The following is a 24,053-nucleotide window of genomic DNA, read 5'->3' on the forward strand; positions in this document are numbered from 1 at the left end:
ATCATCTGCCTGAGGCGACGCAAACCGTATGGATCTGCCGCGACTGCTACGCTCACCGTTCCGTCGGCCACCACCGGATACCGACCGGGCATTTGCTGACTGGCTTGCCTCGGATGCAGGGCAGGCTATGCTGGCCGAGCAGCGTCATCTACTGGATGACATTTTGGTGCGTATGATTGGTTATCATGCGGTGCAGTGTGGTGTTGGCTGCGCCGAGCCCCTGCTCGAAGCGACTCGAATCCGGCGCCAGCACTATGTTGGCCGCCCCGGTGACCAGGGCATTACTATCGCTGCTGACCCAGCCTGCCTGCCATTGGCCAATCACAGTGTTGATTTGGTGCTTTTACACCACAGTCTGGACTTTGAGGCCAATCCACATGAGGTACTGCGGGAGGTCACACGAACACTGATCCCTGGTGGGGCTCTGGTGCTCATCGGTTTCAATCCATTCAGCATCTGGGGGCTGACCCGCTTGTTCAGACTGGGCTCGAAGCACCTGCCATGGCTGGCCAGGTTTTTGCCTGCCCAGCGCGTGCACGACTGGCTTGGAGTGCTGGGGCTGGAGCTTGAGGGCTACGAAAGCGCTCATTATGCTTTGCCTCTGGGGGCTTCCGGACGCCAGCGTTTTTCCATGATTGAGCAAATGGGTCGGCGTTTCTGGCCGCGCCGGGGTGCCTTCTACATCCTCGTAGCCCGCAAACGGGCGGCCATGATCAGGCCGGTACGGCCTCGCTTTGCTTTGCCGGAGCGCTCTCCGCAGGTTATTCCAGTGCCTCTGGCACATTGGCAGCGTCGGGGAAGGCGAGACCCGCAAGGACCTGAACATTGAAGAAAATAGAGATATATACCGATGGAGCGTGCCGAGGTAATCCCGGGCCAGGCGGCTGGGGGGCATTGCTGCGTTATGGTGACCACCAGCGTGAACTATTCGGTGGTGAGGCGGATACCACTAACAACCGGATGGAGCTGACTGCCGCAATTCGTGCTTTGCAAGCGTTGAAAGAGCCCTGTGAAGTCGATTTGACCACTGATTCCGAGTATGTCCGCAAGGGTATTAGTGAATGGCTGCCAGCCTGGAAGGCAAGGAACTGGCGGACCAGTGATCGAAAGCCAGTAAAAAACGCTGATCTGTGGAAGCTGCTGGAGCAGGCTGCAGCGCCCCATTTGGTGCGCTGGCACTGGGTCAAGGGGCATAGCGGTCACGAGGAGAATGAGCTGGCTGACCAGCTGGCCAATCGTGGCATTGACAGCCTCAAGGAATTGCCGGAGGGACAGCCCGAATGAGACAGATTGTCCTCGATACTGAGACCACTGGTCTCGAGACCAGTGAAGGCCACCGGATTATCGAGATTGGCTGTGTGGAAATTATTGGCCGACGATGTACTGGTCGGGTGCTGCACTATTATCTCAATCCTCAGCGTGACAGTGATCAGGCAGCACTGGATGTGCATGGTCTGACTTCAGAGTTCCTGGCAGATAAGCCACTATTCTCTGCGGTGGTAGAAGATTTTATTCAGTTTGTCGACGGGGCGGAGCTGGTTATTCATAACGCGCCCTTTGATATAGGGTTTCTTGACCACGAGCTGCGTTTGCTTGGCGGGCAGTGGGGTGTGTTGAGTCAGCGTTGTCAGGTTCTTGATACGCTGGTTATGGCCCGGCAGATGTATCCGGGGCAACGCGTCAGCCTCGATGCGCTGTGTCGCCGTTTCGGAATCGATAACTCAAACCGAGAACTGCACGGTGCATTGCTGGATGCGCGTCTGCTGGCCGAGGTGTACCTGACCATGACTGGTGGTCAGGTTGGTCTTTCTCTTGACGGTGAAAGCAGTAGCGGTGGTGCCGAAGTGGAAGCTATTCGGCGACTGCCACAGGGCCGGCCAGCACTGCTGGTACAGGCGGCGGGCGTAGAAGAGCTGGCGCGCCATGAAAGTCGGTTGGATCACCTGGATAGCAAGCTGGAGGGCGGCAGTCTGTGGCGTCGTGGCCCGTGAGTCAGGCTGACTGACTGCCACCGCCATATTGTGTTCGACTTGGCAAAACTCTTTTTTTTCAGTTGGTTGGCGGTAAAAGTTGACGGATTCTTTAACATCGTGCGACAGTTGCTGGCATTGTTAGACAGAAGCTTGGACAGTGTTATGAGATGCCTGTATCCCTCAGGGAACGGTGCCGGATAGCTCAACCCGCAGCTGATAAACGCTGATAAGAACATAAGATTGCGGAGAAGCCATGGTTGCGATGACCAACAGTACCTCGCTGACCTTCCTCAAGGAGGAGATTGATAGCACCTTGGCGGAGGCAGGTCGCTCTCTGGAGGCTTGGGCTGCTGATTCTTCCCGGACACAGGAGCTTGATGTCTGTGCGGAGAGCTTTCACCAGTTGAGAGGGATCTTTCAGGTTCTGGAGTTGCCAGCGGCAACTCTGACTGCCACCGAGATGGAGCAGGTCGTACGCAAAATGCAGGAGCAGGGCTCCGGGGGTAACCTTCTTGGCGAGGCTTTAGGCCAGTCGCTACTGCTGTTGGGCCGTTATCTCGAATATGTTCAGCTGAAAAATCGGCCTTTGCCGGAAGTTATGGTGGGTGGTTTGAATGAGCTGCGTCGCGCAGCTGGCAAGCCGCTAATTCAAGAGAGCCACTTTTTTGCTGTGGATCTGGCACGCGACCGCTATCCAGTACCGACCGCAGCACCCCCCCCGGTGGCGGAGTTGAGTCGTCTCGGTCGCCGCCTTCGGCACATGTATCAGGTTGGATTGTTAGGTGTGCTGCGTGGTCAAAACAGCATTATTAATCTGAAGCTGATGGCCCGTGCCTTGAGCCGTATTGATAGACTGTGCGGCTCTGCTGCTATCGGTCGCTTGTGGTGGATCGGCAGGGCAATGCTGGAGGCGTTGATCGCCGACCAAATGGCGATTACGCCAGCGCGTAAGGCGTTGCTGGCTCAGTATGATAGACAGATAAAAAAGCTCATCCAGGAGGGGGAGCGGGCACTGGCTGCTGACGCGCCGCTGCTGCTGATCAAGGAAAGTATTTTTGTCGCTTCGTTATGCAGTCATTCCTCAGGGGTTATAGGCGAGGTCAAACAGGCTTTTGAGTTGCGCTCGGGCATTACTGATGCGGAGCTGCAGGCAGAGATTGCATTGATGGCCAGCGGCAGTGGCTCTGTCGCCAGAAGTGTTGCCGAGTCACTTAAGGAAGAGCTGAATGACGTCAAGCAGACCCTTGATATGGCGGCTCAGGGTGTTGCCGATATCGACTACCGTGAGGTTGCTGACGGGCTTGCGCGGATCGGCGGTACGCTGCTGATGGTCAACCTGGGCAATGAGTCCAAGCAAATCAAGTCGAGGGCCGATAGCGTTCGTGGTTGGCCTGCGGACTTTGATATTGAATCGCCGGCTTTTGTCGAGCTGGTTGATGATTTGATCTCCGCTGAGAATGCTGTGGCTGAGCTGGAACACAGCCTCACGCCTGCCGACGAGGTTAACCGTGAGGCAGGTAATCAGCGTATTTCTCGCTATCAGCTAGATGATGCCCGGCGTACGGTGGTGTCTGAGTGTCGTTCCGGTCTGGCACTGGCCAAGCGGGCGGTCGCTTCCTTCCTTGAGTCAGAGTGGGATCGGATGCACTTGGCTAATTTGCCCGGCATTCTGGGTGGCGTATCCGGCGGCCTCATGTTTCTTGATCTGGGCCGGGCGAAAGCGGTGATGGATGCCTGTCGTGCCTATATCGAGCAAAGACTACTTGCCGCCGGCGGCGGCTCGCCGGAGCGGGAGCACATGGATACGCTGGCGGATGCTATTACCAGCGTGGATTACTATCTGGAGAGTATGGAAGAGCACAAGCCCATTGGTGAGTCAGTGCTTGAGGTTGCAGAGGTGAGCATGGAAGAACTCGGTTTTCCGGTTATCCGGCCGGTCGGTTAAACCGATGCCGGTGGATATCGAGTTTGGCCCAGCCCCGGCCCAGTTTGAAGCAGAGCTACGTTTGTTCGTTTTTCATCAGGGCAGGGTGCTGATCAATGAGGAAGGTAGTGGAGCTTTGCTGCCATCACTACGTGCCGGCATGGCGCGCATGCTATTCCCTGGTGAGCAGATATATCTGGGGTGCCTGGATGGGCAGCATTGTTGCGCGGTTAGTCTGGAGGATGATACCGATCCCCCGCAGGGCTTTTTCCCGGAGGAGCTGCGTCGACTGATTCATCTGCTGCCGCAAGGTGACTTCATGCTGGCCTCCAGGGCAATGCAGTTATTTGCCTGGAGACGAGATCATCGCTTTTGTAGTCGCTGCGGGGCCGTCACCATGGCCCATAACAGAGACATGGCCATGGTCTGCCCAGCGTGCCAATACACTCAGTATCCGCGTATAACTCCTTGCATAATCACCCTTGTCACCAAGGGTGATGAGATCTTGCTCGCCCATGGTGCTCGCTTTCCCGAGGGGCTGTTTAGTTGTCTGGCTGGCTTTATGGAGCCGGGCGAGGACGCCGAGCATGCGGTGCGCCGGGAGGTCCGAGAGGAAACCGGCTTGCGGGTCGGTAAGTTGCGTTATCATGGTAGCCAGTCATGGCCTTTTCCCCACTCTTTAATGTTGGCCTTTCATGCCGACTATGAGGGTGGTGATCTGGTGCCAGATGGCGTCGAAATTATCGAGGCGGGTTGGTTTTCCAGAGATAACCTGCCAAGAGTACCTCCGCCGGGAAGTATTTCCAGATCATTGATTGACGACTGGATACAGCGTGGCGGGGTATGAATTAACCAGAGGATGCCGGCATGGGGTTCGATACTGCACCGTTATTGATCATTAGCTTTTGCCTGGTGATAGTCATCGCCGGCAGCATTGTTCTGCTCAGGACCGAGTGGCTGCTACAGTGGCTCAGGGGTACTGCGGGGCTGCTGTTGATCGGGTTGGCGGTGTACTTTTCTTTATTTTCTCTGAATTTGTTCAGCTATAAGCAGTTGTCTCGAGAGGAGCCTCTGGTGACTGTCAGCTTTCGGGAGCTAGGGCCTCAGAGCTATGCAGCTACACTGGCCCAGCCTGGCGGTGACAATGTGGACTATCAGTTAAGTGGTGATCTTTGGAGGGTGGATGCAAGGGTTATTCGCTGGAAAGGCTTTTTTGCCCTGCTGGGATTTCAGTCCGGTTATCAACTGGATCGTGTTCAGGGGCGCTACTTGACGCTTGAAGATGAGCGCAACAAAGATGCCAGTGAGTATCAAATCACCCGCCCGGCAGTTGGTTTTGATGTATGGCAGAACGCCCGTACGGGTTGGAGCATGATGCTTCATGCGGATTATGCCAGCGGTGCCCCCATGCCAATGGCGGATGGTGCGATTTACGAGGTTACTTTGGGCAATGGTGGATTAATTGCGCGGCCGCTTAATGAAGCGGCACAAGGTGCGTTAAAACGCTGGGAATGATTTTTCTCTGATAGCGGCGCTCCGGTGCCGCTTTTTTATTAATTAACAGGAGTCGGCAGTGCTGGATTTAGTTGTTGAGTACGGCATGTTTCTCGCGAAGATTGCTACTGTGGTAATCGCTTTGCTGTTTGTTATCAGCGGTATTGCCACCATGGCTGCCCGTAATCGGCATCAGAATGATGATGGCTATCTCAAGGTTCGTCACTTGAATCAGGAGATTGACAATCTGCGGGATGGCTTGCGCCATGAGATTATGACGGAAGCGGAAAGCAAAGCTGAGTTAAAACGTAAGAAGAAAGATGAGAAGACAAAGCGTCGCGCGGAAAAGAAGATGCCCGCCGCGAAAAGCGCTCGATCACGGCTTTTTGTTCTGGATTTTGATGGTGATGTGCAGGCTAGCGGGGTGGACAACCTGCGTCGGGAAATTTCTGCTGTGCTACAGGTCGCCGAAGCAAATGATGAGGTGGTTATCCGTCTGGAAAGTCCTGGCGGACTGGTTCATAGCTACGGGCTCGCCGCGTCCCAGTTACGCCGGGTAACCTCACAAGGAGTTCATCTGACGGTTTGCGTGGATCAAGTGGCGGCAAGTGGCGGCTATATGATGGCGTGTATCGCAGAGAAAATTATTGCGGCTCCTTTTGCGGTTGTGGGCTCCATTGGCGTTGTCGCGCAAATTCCCAACTTTCATCGTTTGCTTAAGAAAAACGATATTGATGTCGAGCTTCTGACGGCCGGTGAGTACAAGCGCACCCTGACCATGTTTGGTCAGAATACTGACAGTGATCGCGCTAAATTTCAGGAAGAGCTGGAAGACACCCATGTTTTGTTCAAGGATTTTGTTCGTGACAATCGTCGAGGTCTGGAAATCAGCAAGGTAGCCACCGGTGAGCACTGGTATGGTATTCGTGCCTTGGAACTTGGTCTCATTGATGAGCTGGCTACTAGCGATGAATATCTGCAGCGCCGTAGTAAGGATGCAGAGGTGTTCGAGATTAGTTGGCAGGTGAAACGCAATCTGGCTGAACGCCTCGGTTTGGGAGCTGAAGGGGCCATGATAAGGGTGCTGGAGCACCTGTTTCATCGAGGCAGCAATCGTCTGCTCAAGTAAAGTCGGGGAGAGGCTATGAATCAGTTATTCCGAGCGCTGCGCAGTGATAGGAGCGAGCAAGGTTTCGATGTTTCGATAGTCGATAGAAATGTTGCTGACCTGCCAGAAGGGGATGTGCTGATTCGAGTCGAGTGGTCGTCTCTGAACTATAAGGACGCACTGTCAGCCACCGGCAAGCCGGGAGTAACCCGCCAATACCCGCACACCCCTGGCGTGGACGCCGCCGGCGTGGTTGTCAGTGCCAATGATGGTCCCTGGAAGGCCGGTGATAAGGTGATCGTCACCGGCTATGACCTTGGCATGAACACTGACGGTGGCTACGGCGAATATATTCGCGTGCCGGCGGACTGGGTGGTCAAGTTACCTCAGGAAATGAGCTGCCGCGATGCCATGCTGCTGGGCACCGCTGGGCTGACTGCGGCGCTATGTGTAGAAAGTCTTCTGGATACTGGTCTGTCACCGGATCACGGCGAGGTGCTGGTGACCGGTGCCTCCGGTGGCGTTGGTGCCATTGCTGTGGCGCTGCTGGCACAGCTCGGGTTCAACGTAGTGGCAGGCACAGGCAAGGCTGACGCAGAGGACTGGCTAAAGCAGCTCGGTGCCTCCTCGCTAGTTGGCCGGGAAGAGCTTCAGGCCGGTGTTGCCAAGGCATTGCTCAAGCCGCGCTGGGCCGGGGTTGTCGATACTGTCGGTGGGGATATCCTGATGAACGCCCTGAAGACCCTTCGCTATGGAGCCAGTGCCACCTGTTGTGGCATGGCGGCCTCCGGCGAACTGCACGGTACCGTATTTCCGTTCATTTTGCGGGGCATCAATTTGCTCGGGGTGGACAGTGTTGAGCTACCGTTAGATATCAAGCAGCAGGTTTGGGAGGTGCTCGCCAGCGAATGGCGCCTTGAAAAATCAGAGCAGCTGCTGGCTGCAGAAGTGTCGCTAATGGAGTTGGTGGATTGGTTTCCACGCATCCTCGCCGGTCAGGTGCGCGGTCGTGTGCTGGTAAGGGTTGCGAGCTGATGCAGCATGGCCTTGTGCATGCTCTGTTGCTAGACGGCCAGGGCGGTGCCCGGCAGGTTGACTGGCCCGAGGTGGAGGCATGGCGGGCGGACCAGGGGGTGCTCTGGCTGCATTTTGATTACACCATGCCGCAAACCCGTGAATGGCTGCTGCTGCATAGCGGCCTGCCGGAGGCGGCAGTGGAGGCATTGCTGACCTTGGAAACCCGTCCCCGGGTGACGACACTGGCCGACGCCCATCTGATCAACCTTCGCGGCGTTAATCTGACTCCTGGTGCACAGCCGGAAGATATGATCGCCATCCGTCTGTGGCTGGACAGTAGTCGCATCATTAGTACCCAGCGACGCAGCCTGAAAGCGGTCAGCGATCTCCTTGAGGCATTGCAGAATGGTATGGGGCCAGAGTCGGCCCAGGCCTTGTTGGCAGAACTACTGGATCGCCTGACCTGGCATTTCGAGGACGTCATCGCCAGCGTTGAAGAACGCGTATCTCAGCTCGAGGAGGTCAGCGCGAGCTCGCAAGGCTCAGCAGCGCTGGGCGGCATAGCAGAGCTGCGCCGTCAGGCAATCAGTCTGAGACGCTATCTTAGCCCCCAGCGTGAGGCCATGGCTCGCCTGCTGGCGGATACCGGAGGGTGGTTAAGCGAGTCGGACCGGCTGGTAATTCGCGAGGCTGCCGACCGTTTGCAGCGCCTTTTGGAAGACATTGATCTGGCGCGGGAACATGCCACCATCGCTCAGGAAGACCTGCAGAGCCGGCTTTCTGATCGGCTTGGCCGAAGAATGTATGTGCTGGCGGTTATCACCTGCCTGTTTCTGCCTTTGACCTTTATTACAGGCCTGTTTGGGGTCAATCTCGGCGGTATTCCCGGCGCTCAGGATGACTTTGGCTTTACTGCGTTTTTCTTGCTGACACTGGGGTTCGGGCTGGTTCTGACCTTGCTGCTGCGTTGGCGCCACTGGCTGTGATCAGCCGCGACCATCTTGGGCGAGAAAATCTGTCTCGCTTTCGGTAGAATCCCGCCTTCATCTCGATCCACTCGGATACCTGTTCCGGCAATCCCGGCCCACCGGTCGGCTCAGTAAGGGGAGCACTACCTTGGCGAACTATGTAGTCTGGTTTGAAAACCTTGGCAAAGGTGATGTCGATACCGTGGGTGGCAAGAATGCCTCTCTCGGAGAGATGATCAGCAACCTGTCTGCTGCCGGCGTTTCGGTACCGGGAGGCTTTGCCACCACGGCTGAAGCGTTCCGGGACTTCCTTGATACCAATGGTCTGACCAAGAAGATCAACGACGCCTTGCTGGCGCTGAATGTCGATGACGTCGTAGCGCTGGCGAAAACCGGCGCGGAGATCCGTAGCTGGGTAGTCGAGGCTCCTTTCCAGCCAGAACTGGAACAGGCGATCAGGGATGGCTACGAAAAGATTGGTGCAGGTAATGCAGAAATGGCTGTGGCGGTGCGATCTTCCGCAACAGCTGAGGATTTGCCGGATGCTTCGTTTGCAGGCCAGCAAGAAACCTTTCTGAATATTCGCGGCATTGATCATGTTCTGCACGCAGTCAAGGAGGTGTTTGCCTCTTTGTTCAATGACCGGGCGATCAGTTACCGGGTTCATCAGGGCTTCGAGCATGCTCATGTGGCCCTTTCCGCTGGCATCCAGCGCATGGTGCGCTCTGAGACTGGCGCTGCCGGGGTTATGTTCACGCTGGACACCGAGTCGGGCTTCCGTGATGTAGTGTTCCTGACCGCTTCTTATGGTCTCGGTGAAATGGTTGTTCAGGGTGCAGTGAACCCGGACGAATTCTATGTTCATAAGGAAACTTTGTTGAACAAGCGTCCTGCTGTGCTACGCCGCACCCTTGGCAGCAAGCTTCAAAAAATGGTGTATGCGGAAACTGGTGCAACCGGTAAATCGGTTGAGACCGTGGCCGTGGATGCTGCAGAGCGAGATCGCTTTTGCTTGACCGATGCCCAGATTGAAGAGCTGGCGCGTCAGGCTATCGAGATTGAAAAGCACTACGGTGCACCTATGGATATCGAGTGGGCGCTGGATGGTGATGATGGCAAGCTTTACATCGTTCAGGCTCGCCCGGAAACGGTCAAGAGTCGTTCCGATGTTTCGGTTATGGAGCGTTACCTGCTTAAGCAAAAAGGCAAAGTGCTGGTAGAGGGCAGGGCGATTGGCCAGCGTATTGGTGCTGGCGTGGTGCGTATCGTCTCCAGTATTCGTGAAATGGACAAGGTTAAGGACGGTGACGTACTGGTAACCGACATGACTGACCCGGATTGGGAGCCAGTGATGAAGCGTGCTGCAGCGATTGTTACCAATCGCGGTGGGCGTACCTGTCATGCGGCGATTATTGCCCGTGAACTGGGAGTACCGGCAATTGTTGGCTGTGGTGATGCCACAGAGATTCTACAGGAAGGGCAGGCGGTAACTGTTTCTTGCTCTGAGGGCGATACAGGCCGTATTTATGAGGGACAGCTTGCTTTTGACGTGCAGCGCAATTCTGTTGAGTCTATGCCCAAGCTGCCGTTCAAGATCATGATGAATGTTGGTAATCCTGACCGTGCTTTTGATTTTGCCTCATTACCCAATCAGGGCGTTGGCCTTGCCCGCCTGGAATTTATTATTAACCGGATGATCGGTGTACACCCCAAGGCATTGCTTAACTACGACAGCATCCCCCGCGATATCCAGCAGACCATCGATAAGCGAATTGCTGGCTATGCTGGACCGGTAGATTTCTATGTTGAGAAGTTGGTGGAGGGTGTCAGCACGCTGGCAGCGGCCTTCTTCCCGGAGAAGGTGATTGTTCGCCTGTCTGATTTCAAATCGAACGAATACGCTAACCTGATCGGTGGCAAGCTTTATGAGCCACATGAGGAAAATCCGATGCTGGGTTTCCGGGGGGCGTCTCGCTACATTAGTGAAAACTTCCGCGATTGCTTTGAGCTTGAGTGCCGGGCAATGAAGAAAGTTCGAGACGAGATGGGCTTTAGCAACGTTGAGGTGATGGTGCCATTCGTGCGCACTGTTGGCGAAGCTGAGCAGGTCATCGAGTTGTTGTCGAAGAATGGCTTGCGTCGGGGCGAGAATGGTTTGCGCGTGATTATGATGTGCGAATTGCCCACCAATGCGCTGCTGGCGGATGACTTTATCCAGCACTTTGATGGCTTCTCGATTGGCTCGAATGATCTTACTCAGCTAACGCTTGGGCTGGATCGTGATTCTGGTATTGTCAGTCATCTGTTTGATGAGCGTGATCCGGCGGTTAAGCGCTTGCTCAGTATGGCGATTCAGGCCTGCAATAAGGCTGGTAAGTACATCGGTATTTGTGGTCAGGGGCCAAGCGATCACCCGGATCTGGCTCAATGGTTGATGGAGCAGGGCATCGATTCCGTTTCGCTGAATCCTGACTCGGTATTGGATACCTGGTTTTATCTGGCTCAGCACCACGGCCAGTAAAGCCTACTGGAGACGCCCACTTCGGTGGGCGTTTTTTTGTAGGCTGTTATTGTCTTGTTACTGCCATGGGGATGGTCTGATGGCATTTCACAGGCTGGTTCGACTGGATCAGTTGTATGACGGGTTTCGTCAGTCCTTTCGTATCGAGCGCGAGGATGTCCTGCTTCTGCAGCGTGATGGCAGGGTGTTTCTCATTGAGGGACGTTGTCCGCATCAGGGGTTTTCTCTGGCGCAAGGCTCATTGCACGGAGAAAGGATTATTTGTCCGCGGCATGGCTTTGCTTTCCATATTGAGCATGGTGACTGCTTCCAGGCGCCTTCATGTCGTTTGAAGACCTGGCTGCCAGCGTATGATGGGAATTATCTCGGCGTTGAGATATGAGAGCCCGTAGTGGCTGGCCTCCCTGTTGATAGTGGTAAGGGTTACTCTGGCTGCCGTCGGTAAATTGGTCGCGGATCGCGGGCGTCGGCTTGGTAGGTGACGGTGAAGTCGTTCAGGCCTTTTAGTGCTTCGCTGGCGTCTTTGTCGGCGCGAATGTCAAATGCATTGAAGCCGCAGCGCCACATATAGAACAGCTGGTCTTGCAGTACATCGCCAACCGCACGAATCTCACCTTGATAACCATAGCGTGTGCGCAGCTCGCGGGCGTAGGAGTAGCCGCGACCGTCAGCAAACACCGGGAAGTCGATAGCGATCATTGGTAGATCAGCAAGATCACCGGCAAGCTCGGCTGGTTCTTGACCGGGTTTCAGGCAGACAGCGACTTTACCGTTATGGTTCTTCAGCGCTTCTTTTTGTTCCAGCCAGCAACTTAGCGATACGATAATGTCGCCATTTGCAGGAATGCCTTCGGCATCTTCCGGGGTTACCCGTACCCAGCTGTTTTCGCACAGCGCGCCGTCTTTAATTAGCTGGGCCATAAATGCGCTCCTTAAAGGGTTCCATGCCAACACGCTCATAGGTGTCGATAAACAGCTCGCCATCGTGACGCAGCTCTACATACAGGTTGACGATTTTCTCAACAACGTCTGCGACTTCATCTGACTCAAAAGATGGTCCCATTTTGTCGCCGATGCGCGAGACCTTATCGCCACGACCTCCGAGGGTAATTTGATAGTACTCGCGACCCTTTTTGTCGACGCCGAGAATGCCGATATGACCGATGTGGTGGTGGCCACATGCATTCATGCACCCGGAAATATTGATATCCAGTTCGCCCAGATCGTGCAGGTAGTCCATGTCTTCAAAGCGATGCTGAATTGCTTCTGCAATTGGAATCGACTTCGCGTTGGCCAGAGAGCAGTAATCACCGCCTGGACAGGCAACAATATCAGTGAGCAACTTGAGGTTTGGCGTCGCCAGACCCATAGACTCCAGTGCCTGCCAAAGATCAAAGAGCTCATCCTGGCGCACATCTGCCAGAACCATGTTCTGTTGATGGGTTGTGCGCACCTCACCAAAGCTGTAACGGTCGGCAAGATCGGCCACCACATCAAGCTGCTCATCAGTGATGTCACCGGGGACACGGCCGGTTTTCTTCAGGGTCAGGGTTACTGCCCGATAGCCAGCTTGTTTGTGAGCCCGGGTATTGGTGTGATACCAGCGGCTAAATGCCTTGTCGCTACTCAGTGCCTGCGAAAGAGCCTGTGGCAGGTCTGTCAGGGAGCTGTAGGCAGGTGCCGGGAAACTGGCACGCATGCGCTCGATCTCATGCTCAGTGAGAGTTATAGGACCATCTTTAAGTTCGGCAAACTCACGCTCGGTCAGCTCACGGAATTTGTCGCGCCCCATGGCTTTGACAATGATCTTGATGCGCGCCTTGTATTTGTTATCGCGGATACCGTACTTGTTATAGACCCGCAGAACTGCCTCCAGATAGGCGAGCAGGTATTTGGGCTCGATAAACTCGCCGATAACTTCGCCTGTCATCGGTGTTCGGCCAAGGCCGCCGCCTGCCCAGATCTGGAAGCCCGTTTCGTCTTGGCCATTTTCGACGATCTGCACGCCGATATCGTGTACGCCGATCAGAGCAGGGTCTTCATCCGGCACAGCGTTGACAGCAATCTTGAATTTGCGCGGCAGGTAGGCAAACTCGGGGTTAAACGTTGACCATTGACGAATCAGCTCACACCATGGCCGCGGATCATCAATCTCTTTTGCATTGACCCCGGCAAATTCATCGGTGGTGGTGTTGCGGATGCAGTTGCCGCTGGTCTGGATGGCATGCATCTGCACGCTGGCGAGCGCTTCAAGAATATCCGGTACGTCCTGCAGCTCAGGCCAGTTGAACTGGATGTTCTGACGGGTGCTGACATGGCAGTAGCCTTTGTCCCAGGTGCGGCAGATGTGGGCAAGCATACGTAGCTGTGCGCTGGCCATCATGCCGTAGGGCACGGCAACGCGGAGCATCGGCGCATAGCGCTGCACGTAGAGGCCATTTTGCAGGCGCAGGGGACGGTATTCCTCTTCGGCCAACTTGCCGTCCAGGTAGCGTTGCGTTTGATCGCGGAACTGGGCGACACGCTCGTCCAGCAGGCGCTGGTCATAATCCTGATAAACGTACATATACTCTAAGTAACCCGCTAATTTATAGGGAAACAGGCGCTCAGAGACGCCGGGCGACGAACTTTATCAGATAAGGAAAGGAGTCAGAAGAAAGATACGGTTATATGGATATTCCGGACAGCTGACGTTATTTCCCGGCGGAGGCCAGCACCATATTGACCAGGACTATCATGCTGACTACGAAAATCACCACCAGAACCACATACACACCGATAAAGTCCTTCGGATCGCCTTTGCTAAAGTCCCGCTCCCGGTTTTTGCCACTTTGCACTCCCAGCAAACTGGCCAGAACGCTGATTATGACTTGAATCAGATTAGGCTTCTTTTCTGGGTTCTGGTCGCTCATAGCGTGTCCCGGGACTGGTAGTTGGTGCCAAGAAGGTCGCTATCATAACGCCTGATATGAGAAAGGGAAGGTCACGGCCATTGCGTCCAGCGAATACTTGACTAAAATGGTCGGGATTCCGGCCTGAGACCTGCTCCATGTCCGAACAGCTGATTAGCATCACCGATAATGCCAAAGAGTACCTGCGTGACCTGATTGAAAAACAGGGTAACCCGGGCATGGGCGTACGCATATTTGTGGAACGTCCCGGCACTCCTCATGCCGAGTGCTGTATGGCCTACTGCCCGCCAGGCGAGCAGGAAGAAAATGACGTTCGCTATGACTATGAGGGGTTCCACGCCTGGATCGAGGGCAAGAGTGTCCGTTATCTCGAAGATGCTTCGATTGACTTCAAGAAGGATAGTATGGGCGGGCAGCTGACCTTCCGGGCGCCAAAGTCACGGGTGCCGGACATTGGCCCTGAAGCCACGCTCGAAGAGCGCATCAATCACGTGCTTTACGCCGAAATCAACCCAAGTCTGGCTTCCCACGGTGGCAATGTGCAGTTGCTGGAGTTGACTGACGATAACGTGGCTATTCTGGAGTTCGGTGGTGGCTGTCAAGGTTGTTCCGCCGTCGATATGACACTCAAGAGTGGAGTTGAAAAGACCCTCAAGGAGCGTATCCCGGAGTTGACGGCAGTACGTGATAAGACGGATCACAGCGTCCGGGACAACGCCTACTTCCGCTGATCGCCGCAAAGCAGCGATCGCGGGGGCGTTTGCCCTTGTCAGGTCAGCTGCATTTGGGCACTCGTCCAGCAGCCAGAGCCTGTTCATAATAGGGCAGCACCTTAGGCATATATCCGCTCAGTCCTTTGATGCGGGTGTCATTGGAGGGATGGGTGGACATAAATTCTGGCGGCGCCTTGCCGCCAGCTGCGCCCATATTTTCCCACAGTGACACTGCCTGACGCGGGTCAAAGCCGGCCTTGGCCATCATTTCCAGACCTATCAGGTCTGCCTCTGCTTCATGCTTGCGGCTAAACGGCATGGATACGCCGAATTGGGCGCCAACCCCCAGAGCTGCAAAAACCATCTGCTTTTGAGGGCTTTCTTCCCCGGCCAGTACCTGAAGTAGCTGCAGGCCGGTGCTGGTGGCAGACTCGATGGAAACACGCTCATTGCTGTGCTGGGCAAGCACATGACCGATTTCATGGCCCACAACAGCGGCGAGCTGATGCTGATTCTGGGCTACTCGCAGCAGACCGGTATGCACGCCCATAAAACCACCGGGCAGGGCAAAGGCATTGGCGGTCGGGTCTTCAAACAGATTGATTTCCCATGTCTGGCCACCGTCCAGAGTCGCCGTCAGTGCGTTGCTGACGCAGCGCACATAGCTGATCTGGGCTTGATTGGTAGACAGGGGGGTTTGTTGTTTAAGTTGGCTGTAGGCGGTTAGACCCATTTGGTCCATTTGTGCTGCTGGCATCAGTAGCAACTGGCGTCTTCCCAGTGGTGATGTGGCGCAGGCGACCAGTGTTAGTGCGGCGACGCTAATGGCCACCCAGTTGGCTTTTTTCATTCGTACTACTCCCATTCGCGCAGGTGGCGACGGGCCACCAGCATCATCCAGATTGACCAGGTACCACTGCTTAGCAGGATCAGCAGACCAAAAACAGAAATATCCCAGATTGTCGGAGCCACTCGGCCAGCGAGCAGCAGGCTGCCACAGAGAATTCCGGCGACGGTCAGCCATGTCTGCACCAGACGATACTGGGAGCGCTCAAGTCGAGCCACCAAACGCTCCAGGTGGCGAGGATCAATGCCGTTGCCGGCACCGCCACGGGGGCCGCCGACGGCCGGTGGTGGAGCATATATCCGATCGACCACGCCTAGTGCGCGCATGCCCAGACTGCGGGCCAGGCGACCGGGGCTATAGCGAATACGAACCATACGCTTGATCAATGGCTCAGCTTCGCTCATCACGTCAAAAGTCGGGTCCAAAACCCGGCCAAAGCCCTCCAGTGTGATAATCGTCTTGACCAGCAAGGCAATGTCACTGGGTAGCACCAGATCGTGATTTCGCAGTAGTGCGGTAATGTCCATCAGCAGGGCGGTAGCATCAAGTTCCGCCAAGGGAATGCCGTAATAGCGAGTGATTATGTCTTCGATATCGGCAGTCATTTGTTCATGCTTGACCGGAACGCCATCAGACCAGGAGGCAAGCACGGAGGCGCAACCTTCAGGCTCCTGCATGACCACGGACTTCATGATCTGCACCATTTGCTCCTGACGCGCGCGTGTCAGTTTGCCGACCATGCCATAGTCGAGCATGGCAATACGGTTGCCAGGCAGGATGAGGAAATTACCGGGGTGGGGGTCGGCATGAAAGAAACCATCTTCCAAAACCATTTTCCAGGCCAGCGAGGCACCACGGCGGGCGATCAGTTTACGGTCAAGGCCCTGATCTTCGATGCGCTCTGTCTGTCTCGCTGGGATTCCATCAATAAACTGTTGCACGGAAAGTGCAGCAGAGGTGTATTCCCAGTACACCTTGGGAACGACTAGCCACTTTACCGCTTTCATGTTCTCGCGGATGCGGTCGGCGTTGCGTGACTCGCTAGTAAAGTCGAGCTCCCTGGTGAGAGATCTATCGAATTCGCGCACCAGTTCAACTGGCCGATAGCGACGCAGTTCCGCGGAGTTGTCGGCAGCCAGCTTGGCGACTTGATCCAGCAGGCGCAGGTCCGATTCAATGCGTGCTCGGATGCCGGGCTTTTGTACTTTCAAGACCACCTGTTCGCCACTGCGGGTAACAGCTCGATGAACCTGACCGATAGAGGCTACCCCAATGGGCTTGGGGTCGACGCTGGCAAACACCTTGTCCATGGGTTTGCCCAGACTTTTCTCAATTTTCGGCTGCAGCTTGTCGAAAGGGATGGCGCGGGCGTTATCTTGCAGCTTTTCAAACTCCTCGATCCACTCCATCGGGAACAGGTCTACACGGGTGGCAAAAATCTGCCCGAGTTTGACAAAAGTTGGCCCCATTTCCTCCAGTGCATGTCGTAGTCGCTCGCCCGGCTGCATGTTCAGCATATCGCGGTCGACAGACTGACGGAACAGTTTGCTTGCCTGCTCCACAGAGCCAGCCAAACCCAGCCTGCGGATCATATCTGCAAAGCCATATTTGAGAAGAATGCCGGTCAGTTCGTTAAGGCGGCGCAGGTCGCGACCGGTATCAAGAAGACTCATTGCCTGTTCCGTTCGGCTGTCAAAGGCCAGATGGTAGCGTTTATTGGCTGGCAGGGGGAAGTTTAGGAAAAAGGCGCCGGGCAGTGGAACTCTCGCCACTGATTGGTTTGCGGGTGTTCAAAGCCAATATAGCAGGCATGTAGCAGTAGTCGTGGTGAGCGGGCCAGAATATCGGCGGGCGCATAGAGGTCACAGCCTATTATCGGGTGGCCCAGCTCGCGCATATGAATACGTAACTGATGAGAGCGGCCGGTATATGGCTCCAGTGCTACAAGTGTGCTGTCATCATTGATGTCGCGGCTTAGCACCCGATAGCGAGTCAGCGCCCATTTGCCATCTTCGCTAATCTTTTGTCTTGGCCGGTTTTCCCAATCACAAATAATTGGCAGCTCTACTTCACCTTGATCAGGACCTACAATCCCTGCCACTCGTGCGCGGTATTCCTTACGCACCTTGCGCTCCTGAAAGTGCCGGGCCAGGTGCTTCTGCGCCGGGCCACCACGGGCAAACACCATAAGCCCGGAGGTATCCAGATCCAGCCGATGGATTAGCCGTATATCATCGAACTGCGCCGCCAGTCGACTCTGCACGCTGTCCTGCTTTAGCGGCCCGCGACCTGGCACCGACAGCAAGAATGCCGGCTTGTTGACGATTACCAGCCAGTCGTCCTGATATAGCACTAGCAGTGGCTCAGTGCAGGGCGGTGGCAAGTGATAGGGACGCTCGTCCAATCAGGCCTCGACAATCAGCAGATCGGCAAGAGCCAATTTAGGCTTGGACGTTTTGCGCTCTACCACCCGAGCGTTAAAGGCCTTTTCGCAGCGCTCGGCCAGCTGGTAGAACGGGTCCCGGCCAGGGTCGGCGATAATTACGCGCTCAACGCCAGCCTTCAGCGAGCGTCGGATCAGCTTGAACAGTACAGGCGTCAGTTCATCCCAGAAGCAAATATCGGCGCCAGCCAAGGTGTGTACGCCGTCAAGATCGCTACGCTTGAGCTTTTCAAAGCGCCGCTGGCGGGTTTCGATTTCGACGCCATTCAACTGGGCATGCAATTGCAGGTAGGGAAATACGCCGTCGTCTGCGTCCACGGCAATCACTTGCTGTTTCAGTTTCTTTGCCGCATATACGCTCAGCGGGCCCCAGCCACAGCCCAGATCCATCAAGGTGCCTTTCTTTGGGGGCGGGTTGCGGCGTAACTCATCCATCAGTAACCAGCTTGAGTCCCAGACCTTGTCGCCATGGATGCAAGGGGTAGGCAGGTCTCTTTTCAGTTTGCGGATCAGGGGATGAGAGGGCTTAAGTACGACAATGCTGCGGCTGTGGACGGCACGCGTGTCGTTGCGCGCAATACGGACTGACGACATGAAAAGTTCCTGTTCTATCTGGTGAATGGAGGCTCGCCCATTACGCATTGTTACAGGGTGGAGCAATACATCACAGTACATGATGTCATGATTTGGTTACACTGATGCGACTTTTTCTGGGGATATGACACTTGGTTTCGAGTATCCAGTTGGCGCGTACCGGTTCTGGTGCGGTGAGCAGTCTGCTTACCGGTCGCCGTCGATATGCTCGTGCCCTGCGCACGGGGCTGGATATTCTGGCCCTCTATGGTCGTCATGGCCTGGCCTTACAGCGGGCTCGCCCTGATCAGCTTGAGCAGGTTCACAAGCGCGCAGCAGAAGCGGTCACAGAGTTGTGTCGTCGAAATGGCGCCATCTGGATAAAAGCCGCACAGTTTTTTTCGTGCCGCCCGGATGTCCTGCCTCCTGCCTATATTCTTGCACTTCAGTCCCTGCAAAATGATGCCGCTCCGGTATCTTTTAACAAGCTGGAGCCTGTACTTGAGCGTGCCTGGGGATCTCGCTGGCGGGATCGCTTTATTGAGTTCAATGAAGTGCCTGCTGCGACTGCGTCAATTGCTCAGGTGCATCGTGCAACCTTGCGTGATGGCAGGGAAGTGGCGGTAAAAATACGCCTGCCCAAGGTGGCGGAGCTATTTGAGCAGGATGCTAGGGTTTTCCGCCTGCTGGCGTTATTGCTGGCGCCCATGTTTAGCGAGCTGGACTTTGTCCAGATTACCGAGCAGTTACTGGATATGACCTCGGTTGAGCTGGATTTTCGTAACGAAGCGGAAAATATGCGCCGTTTCTCCAGGATTCCCCACCCCCCGCGTATCAAAGTGGCCGGCCTGGTGGAGAAGATGTCCGGCGCCAATGTGCTGGTAAGTGAATGGCAGCATGGCCATCGCCTGCGTGACTATCTTGATGCCCATCCGGACAAAGCAGCAGATCTGTTGAGCTTGTTGTTTGCTTCCTATTTGCAACAGGTTACTAGAGTAGGCGTCTATCAGGCGGATCCGCATCCGGGTAATTTCATCGTCAATGATCAGGGTGAAATAAGTATTCTTGATTTCGGCACGTTGGGCCGTTTGACGCCTAGCGAAGTGCGTAATTATTCCAGATTGCTGTATGGCATGATGGGATACGAGGGTGACGTAGATATTGGCCAGCTGTTTGTCGATGCCGGCTTCGTCGGCGGTAATCCGGATACACTGCGAGAATTGGCACTGTATGTACTGAGTGATCGCATGAAGCGAAATGATTTTGGCCTGGCGATGTCCGATCTATTAGAGAAATTTCGTGAAAACAAGGTGCGTATTCCGGATTCCTATATCGGCATCGCCCGAGTATTGATCACGTTGGGTGGGTTTCTGATGACCTACAATGTGCCATTTGACTGGACGCCCCCGGAGCGTCGTTCAGGCCCGCTGACTGCGCAGGTTCCAAACTCCGGCGCCGACGATCAGTATGGTACCGATAACGAATCCCAGATAGAGAGTCTCGCCCCAGAACAGCCAACCAAGCAGTACCGCCCAGATGACTGAGCTATAGTTGTAGACACCTATTCGGCCAGGGCTTGCCAGTTGGTAGGCGTGAGTCATACAAAACTGCGCGGTAGTGGCAACCAGTCCGATGGCTAGTAGCCAGATAAACTGGGCCTGATCTGGCCAGGTTTTCTGCCAGAACATTGGCACGGCGGAAATTAAACTGCTGAACATTGCGAACCAAAAAACGATACGGCGCGGGGGTTCCGAGTTGGCCATTCGTCGTATGCTTACTTTGGCGACTCCCATTAATGCTGCACTGGCCAGCGCGACTAAAAGTACGGGGTTAAAGTCCCCAAAACCTGGCCGCAGAATAACTACCACGCCTAGAAAGCCTAGAAAAATCGCCCACCAGGTTTGTACTCGCACTTTATCGCCAAGCCAGATCAGACCAATCAAGGGAAGAAAAAATGGCGCTGTCATCTTAACCAGTACCGCCTCCGCCAGAGTGGCATGAGTGATGGCGTAGAAAAACAGAAACATGGCGCCGACACCGGTGACCGCGCGCAGTAGATGCAGGCCAATGCGTTCAGTCTTTAGCTGAGTAAGGCCGCCACGGCTGATGAGTAGTGGTAGCAGAATCAGTAAGCCAAGCAAATTACGGAAGAACACCAGGCTCTCACTGGATAAGCCCTGATCGGCGAGGTGCTTGATCATGGCGGCCATCAGCGCCAGCAGTAATTCGCCGGTAACCAGAAGGATGGCGCCACGAGCCGGGTCATTGGCAAGCAATCAGCACCCCCTCAGCACGGATATAAAATGATTTCGTTACAGCGGCTCCGCCCACATATCGTGCTCATCGGCGTCTATAACTCGTACCTGCAGACGTTGGCCAGGGTGCACGTTGGTGACGCCATCAAGATAGACTAGTCCGTCAATCTCCGGTGCGTCGGCTTGACTGCGAGCTACCGCGCCCTGATCGGTGATCTCATCAACAAGTACTTCAATCTTCCGGCCAATCTTCTGTTGCAAACGGCGAGCGCTGATTCGCGCTTGCACATTCATGAAGCGTTCCAGGCGCTCCTCAGCCACTTCCAGATCTACCGGGTCTGGCAGCTCATTGGCAGCTGCCCCTTCCACCGGGGAATAAATAAAGCAGCCGACTCGGTCAAGCTGAGCTTCTTCCAGCCAGTCCAGAAGCATCTCGAAGTCTTCGTCAGTCTCTCCTGGAAAGCCCACTATAAACGTTGAGCGAAGGGTGATATCCGGACATATTTCGCGCCAGCGTTTTATCCGGGCTAGTGTGTTTTCAGCATGTGCCGGTCGCTTCATTAGTTCAAGGACCCGAGGACTTGCATGTTGGAACGGAATATCTAAATAGGGTAGTACCAGCCCCTCATTCATTAGTGGGATGACGTCATCAACATGAGGATAGGGGTAAACGTAGTGCAGGCGCACCCATACTCCCATGCTGCCCAGAGCGCGGCATAGGTTGAGCATCTTCGCCTTGACTGGCATGCCTTGCCAAAACCCGGTTTGATATTTCAGGTCGACACCATAGGCGCTGGTGTCCTGAGAAATAACCAGCAGCTCCTGAACGCCTGCTTTAACCAGTCGTTCGGCCTCGTCCAGCACCTCACCAACTGGACGGCTGACCAGTTTGCCACGCATGGATGGAATAATGCAGAAGCTGCACTTGTGATTGCAGCCTTCGGAAATTTTCAGGTAGGCATAATGGCGAGGTGTCAGCTTGATACCTTGTGGTGGCACCAGATCAGTAAACGGGTCATGGGAGGCTAGCGGCGGGATCACCTGGTGAACAGCATTGACCACCTGCTCGTACTGCTGTGGGCCGGATACCGACAGAACCTGAGGATGGGCCTTGCGAATATTATCCTCCTCAACGCCCATGCAGCCGGTGACTATTACCTTACCGTTCTCGCTTATCGCCTCGCCAATGGCCTCAAGAGATTCTGCCTTGGCCGCATCAATGAACCCGCAAGTGTTGACTACCACTACGTCAGCGTCTTCATAGGTGGGGACCACTTCATAGCCTTCGGTTCGCAGCTGAGTCAGAATACGTTCAGAGTCCACCAGCGCTTTCGGGCAGCCCAGACTGATAAAACCGACTTTGCCCGGGGTCTGGGAGGTAGGGAGCTTTTCAGAAGACATTGTGAGGGTCACCGTGTTGGCAGGAACAGGGTCAGAGGTTCCCGGGGGCGCAGATTGTACCGCCCGGCAGGCACAGAGGCCATGAGGGCATTCATTGGTTTGTCGGTTCCCGATCATCTGTCTCTGGAGCTGATCAGTGTCCGTGACAGGGCAGTGGCGCAGCTGGCGTCAGCCAGTCCCCGTCCGGTAATTGCGGGTAACTTCCATATTACGCTGCTATTTCTGGGGGAAATAGCAACAGCACGCAAGGACAATGTCTGTCGTGCGATTGATCAAGTGATCGCCGCTGAGCGGGGTGCGATACCTCTGTATCTTGAGCGGGCGTGCTGCTTTCCTGATGCCAGTGGTCGTATTTTTGCCGCAGAGGTCGCTCCTGAGGGTGGCCTGATCCAGCTTCATCAGAGGCTGCTGAAGGCTCTATCAGAGCCTGACGCCAGAGCGTTTCGCCCCCACATTACCCTGGCTCGATTATCCAGAGCATTTATCCCGGCACCCGTTATGCCACTAAAGCTGTCTTTTCAGGCTACAGAGTTGTGCCTGTATGAATCCCGAATGAGTGAATGGGGTGTGCGCTATCGAGCGCTGCGCCGCTGGACGGTACCAGCGGCAAACCAGGCAGGTTAGTCGATCGTTCGCCAGCTGATTTGCGGCGCATCGAGTATCGAATTGGCGTACTGGCCAGGGCCGAGGTTTTGGCTGTTTTCGCTGAAATACAGCCCGGCTCGAAAGTAGAACTCTTTGCCAATCGGAAGCTTCTCAATGATGAAGCCAACATTGGGTAGCTGTCCGGGGAAGCGCTCTGGCAGATTCGCAAGACTGGCGTCGTCTTCGTAGAGCAGGCGCACCGGCCGCTCAAAACCTTCCAGAAACTGTAGCTCGGCAAGCAAGTCGAAGCCTCGACCGGTTCCAAACCAGAGCCAGTTTTCGCCCTTAAGAGGGGTGTCTTTCATTTCTTGCTCAGAGGGCGAAAGCTTGCCGTCCGTGACGGCTACTTTGTCCCCTGTCCAGCTGGTTACCAGTTTGCTGTCGTAGAGCTGGTTGCCGTCCAGAGAGATCGACAGGGTTGGGGGGGTTAATACGGTTTTGGCAACGGTGGGCAGAGTGAAGCGAGTGTGTATGTCCGTCTGTTGTGGCATTAGCAGAAAGTAATTGCGCATCCGCATCACAGGCACGCGCGCGACTGTCAGCGTGGTGCTGGTAAAAACAGCCCAGGCCAGAGGGCCTTCGATGATCTCCTCAATGCGCGGCTCGAGATTTTCGTTGGTCAGGGTGATACGCGCATTCTCTGAGAACAGACCAGCGCTCATGCGAATTTTAAGGGTGTCTAGTAATGTCTCTGGCTTGCCGGAGGCTGTCTCGAAGCTGCGATAAAAGAAGTCCTTCCAGATCAGCATGTTGTCCTGATCCATTTCAAGTGAGTAGTCCGTGCTGCGAACCTGCATGCGCTGCTGGTCAAAGCGTATATAGCGCTGGGTTGCCTGACGGTAGGCATTTCGCACTGCATAGTAGTAAAGCGTAGTGCCGCCGATGGTTACCTGGACTTCTCCAACTACATGCTCGGAGGGTGTGCCGGAAAGGCGTTCTCCACCATCGCTACGACGCAGCAGCAGGCGGTCAGTGGTATTGATGACACCGGGTTTGCCCGTTCTTTCGGTGGCACTATCTTTGGCAAACCAGGGAAAGCCATCATCAGAAAATGCCAGCCACTGATGAGGGACTGGCTCAAGGCGACCGTTCTGCATACTGAAGAAGCTATAGGGCTCTGGTGCTTGATTGACTAGCCCAGGCAGCTCCCCGGCAGGAATCTGAAAAACATGGGCGATGGCCGTTGCTGGTAAAGTCACCAGACAAAACAGAGAGAGCAAGAGTCGCAGCATTGACTTATTCCGCTTCAGCCATAGGCC

The 24,053-nt window shown here is 55.1% G+C and carries 23 protein-coding genes and 1 pseudogene; 14 read left to right on the forward strand and 10 right to left on the reverse strand.

What is annotated here, in order from left to right; translation table 11 throughout:
- Positions 1-28: 28 nt before the first annotated feature.
- From J1C54_RS06175 to J1C54_RS06225, 11 genes are all read left to right on the forward strand, one after another.
- The gene (locus J1C54_RS06175; protein ID WP_229145900.1) at positions 29-829 is read left to right on the forward strand and encodes a class I SAM-dependent methyltransferase; all 801 of its coding nucleotides are present in this window, start codon (positions 29-31) and stop codon (positions 827-829) included.
- Positions 826-1,284 carry a ribonuclease HI gene (gene rnhA, locus J1C54_RS06180; protein ID WP_229145901.1) on the forward strand — a complete coding sequence of 153 codons (459 nt, stop codon included), beginning with the start codon at positions 826-828 and terminating at the stop codon, positions 1,282-1,284. Before J1C54_RS06175 ends, rnhA begins: the two co-directional genes overlap by 4 nt.
- Positions 1,281-1,991 (forward strand): DNA polymerase III subunit epsilon, encoded by a 711-nt coding sequence (dnaQ, locus tag J1C54_RS06185; protein ID WP_229145902.1) that lies wholly within the window; start codon positions 1,281-1,283, stop codon positions 1,989-1,991. The genes rnhA and dnaQ overlap by 4 nt, the downstream gene beginning before the upstream one ends.
- Positions 1,992-2,226: 235 nt before the next feature.
- Positions 2,227-3,918, forward strand: coding sequence for a hypothetical protein (locus J1C54_RS06190; RefSeq protein WP_229145903.1), 1,692 nt, complete (start codon positions 2,227-2,229; stop codon positions 3,916-3,918).
- A 4-nt stretch (positions 3,919-3,922) separates the two neighbouring features.
- Positions 3,923-4,744: an NAD(+) diphosphatase gene (nudC, locus tag J1C54_RS06195; protein WP_229145904.1), complete on the forward strand. Its 822-nt coding sequence runs from the start codon at positions 3,923-3,925 to the stop codon at positions 4,742-4,744.
- A 20-nt stretch (positions 4,745-4,764) separates the two neighbouring features.
- On the forward strand, positions 4,765-5,412 hold the full coding sequence (locus tag J1C54_RS06200) for a hypothetical protein (protein ID WP_229145905.1): 648 nt from the start codon (positions 4,765-4,767) through the stop codon (positions 5,410-5,412).
- A gap of 58 nt (positions 5,413-5,470) precedes the next feature.
- On the forward strand, positions 5,471-6,520 hold the full coding sequence (sohB, locus tag J1C54_RS06205) for a protease SohB (RefSeq protein WP_229145906.1): 1,050 nt from the start codon (positions 5,471-5,473) through the stop codon (positions 6,518-6,520).
- Positions 6,521-6,535: 15 nt separating this feature from the next.
- Positions 6,536-7,534, forward strand: a complete 999-nt coding sequence (locus J1C54_RS06210) for a YhdH/YhfP family quinone oxidoreductase (protein WP_229145907.1) — start codon at positions 6,536-6,538, stop codon at positions 7,532-7,534.
- Positions 7,534-8,502 carry a zinc transporter ZntB gene (locus J1C54_RS06215; RefSeq protein WP_229145908.1) on the forward strand — a complete coding sequence of 323 codons (969 nt, stop codon included), beginning with the start codon at positions 7,534-7,536 and terminating at the stop codon, positions 8,500-8,502. The genes J1C54_RS06210 and J1C54_RS06215 overlap by 1 nt, the downstream gene beginning before the upstream one ends.
- Positions 8,503-8,632: 130 nt before the next feature.
- Positions 8,633-11,005 (forward strand): phosphoenolpyruvate synthase, encoded by a 2,373-nt coding sequence (gene ppsA, locus J1C54_RS06220; protein WP_229145909.1) that lies wholly within the window; start codon positions 8,633-8,635, stop codon positions 11,003-11,005.
- Positions 11,006-11,084: 79 nt separating this feature from the next.
- Positions 11,085-11,387 (forward strand): Rieske 2Fe-2S domain-containing protein, encoded by a 303-nt coding sequence (locus J1C54_RS06225; RefSeq protein WP_229145910.1) that lies wholly within the window; start codon positions 11,085-11,087, stop codon positions 11,385-11,387.
- Between the two features lie 41 nt (positions 11,388-11,428).
- Here J1C54_RS06225 and J1C54_RS06230 read toward each other — a convergent pair whose 3' ends face one another.
- From J1C54_RS06230 to J1C54_RS06240, 3 genes are all read right to left on the reverse strand, one after another.
- The gene (locus tag J1C54_RS06230) at positions 11,429-11,926 is read right to left on the reverse strand and encodes a DUF934 domain-containing protein (protein WP_229145911.1); all 498 of its coding nucleotides are present in this window, start codon (positions 11,924-11,926) and stop codon (positions 11,429-11,431) included.
- A complete protein-coding gene (locus J1C54_RS06235) occupies positions 11,910-13,571 on the reverse strand; it encodes a nitrite/sulfite reductase (RefSeq protein ID WP_229145912.1) in 1,662 nt (553 codons plus the stop codon). Before J1C54_RS06235 ends, J1C54_RS06230 begins: the two co-directional genes overlap by 17 nt.
- 127 nt (positions 13,572-13,698) lie before the next feature.
- Entirely contained in the window at positions 13,699-13,917 is a 219-nt protein-coding gene (locus tag J1C54_RS06240) for a DUF2970 domain-containing protein (RefSeq protein ID WP_229145913.1), read from the reverse strand.
- A gap of 137 nt (positions 13,918-14,054) precedes the next feature.
- On the opposite strand from J1C54_RS06240, the gene nfuA reads away from it, so the two are divergent.
- A complete protein-coding gene (gene nfuA, locus J1C54_RS06245; protein ID WP_229145914.1) occupies positions 14,055-14,648 on the forward strand; it encodes a Fe-S biogenesis protein NfuA in 594 nt (197 codons plus the stop codon).
- A gap of 43 nt (positions 14,649-14,691) precedes the next feature.
- On the opposite strand, the gene J1C54_RS06250 is transcribed toward nfuA, so the two are convergent.
- The 4 genes from J1C54_RS06250 to J1C54_RS06265 all read right to left on the reverse strand — a co-directional run bounded on the left by J1C54_RS06250 (position 14,692) and on the right by J1C54_RS06265 (position 18,514).
- Entirely contained in the window at positions 14,692-15,480 is a 789-nt protein-coding gene (locus J1C54_RS06250; RefSeq protein WP_229145915.1) for a M48 family metallopeptidase, read from the reverse strand.
- Between the two features lie 5 nt (positions 15,481-15,485).
- Positions 15,486-17,150: an AarF/ABC1/UbiB kinase family protein gene (locus tag J1C54_RS06255; RefSeq protein ID WP_229145916.1), complete on the reverse strand. Its 1,665-nt coding sequence runs from the start codon at positions 17,148-17,150 to the stop codon at positions 15,486-15,488.
- A 62-nt stretch (positions 17,151-17,212) separates the two neighbouring features.
- A complete protein-coding gene (locus tag J1C54_RS06260) occupies positions 17,213-17,881 on the reverse strand; it encodes an RluA family pseudouridine synthase (protein WP_229145917.1) in 669 nt (222 codons plus the stop codon).
- Positions 17,882-18,514, reverse strand: a complete 633-nt coding sequence (locus tag J1C54_RS06265; protein ID WP_229145918.1) for a methyltransferase — start codon at positions 18,512-18,514, stop codon at positions 17,882-17,884.
- Between the two features lie 173 nt (positions 18,515-18,687).
- Between J1C54_RS06265 and J1C54_RS06270 the strand changes: the two are divergent.
- Positions 18,688-19,620 (forward strand): annotated as a pseudogene (locus J1C54_RS06270) (ABC1 kinase family protein); the annotation flags it as partial.
- A 291-nt stretch (positions 19,621-19,911) separates the two neighbouring features.
- Here the strand turns inward: J1C54_RS06270 and J1C54_RS06275 are convergent.
- Together J1C54_RS06275 and rimO are read right to left on the reverse strand one after the other, a co-directional pair.
- Positions 19,912-20,769 carry a DMT family transporter gene (locus J1C54_RS06275; protein ID WP_229145919.1) on the reverse strand — a complete coding sequence of 286 codons (858 nt, stop codon included), beginning with the start codon at positions 20,767-20,769 and terminating at the stop codon, positions 19,912-19,914.
- A gap of 36 nt (positions 20,770-20,805) precedes the next feature.
- A complete protein-coding gene (rimO, locus tag J1C54_RS06280; RefSeq protein ID WP_229145920.1) occupies positions 20,806-22,149 on the reverse strand; it encodes a 30S ribosomal protein S12 methylthiotransferase RimO in 1,344 nt (447 codons plus the stop codon).
- An 81-nt stretch (positions 22,150-22,230) separates the two neighbouring features.
- Here rimO and thpR point away from each other — a divergent pair, with 81 nt between their 5' ends.
- A complete protein-coding gene (gene thpR / locus J1C54_RS06285) occupies positions 22,231-22,773 on the forward strand; it encodes an RNA 2',3'-cyclic phosphodiesterase (protein WP_229145921.1) in 543 nt (180 codons plus the stop codon).
- Here thpR and J1C54_RS06290 read toward each other — a convergent pair.
- On the reverse strand, positions 22,770-24,026 hold the full coding sequence (locus tag J1C54_RS06290; RefSeq protein WP_229145922.1) for a hypothetical protein: 1,257 nt from the start codon (positions 24,024-24,026) through the stop codon (positions 22,770-22,772). The genes thpR and J1C54_RS06290 overlap by 4 nt on opposite strands.
- Positions 24,027-24,053 lie beyond the last annotated feature (27 nt).

It is taken from the genome of Alcanivorax sp. 1008 (assembly GCF_020667895.1).
Classification (GTDB): domain Bacteria; phylum Pseudomonadota; class Gammaproteobacteria; order Pseudomonadales; family Alcanivoracaceae; genus PGZG01.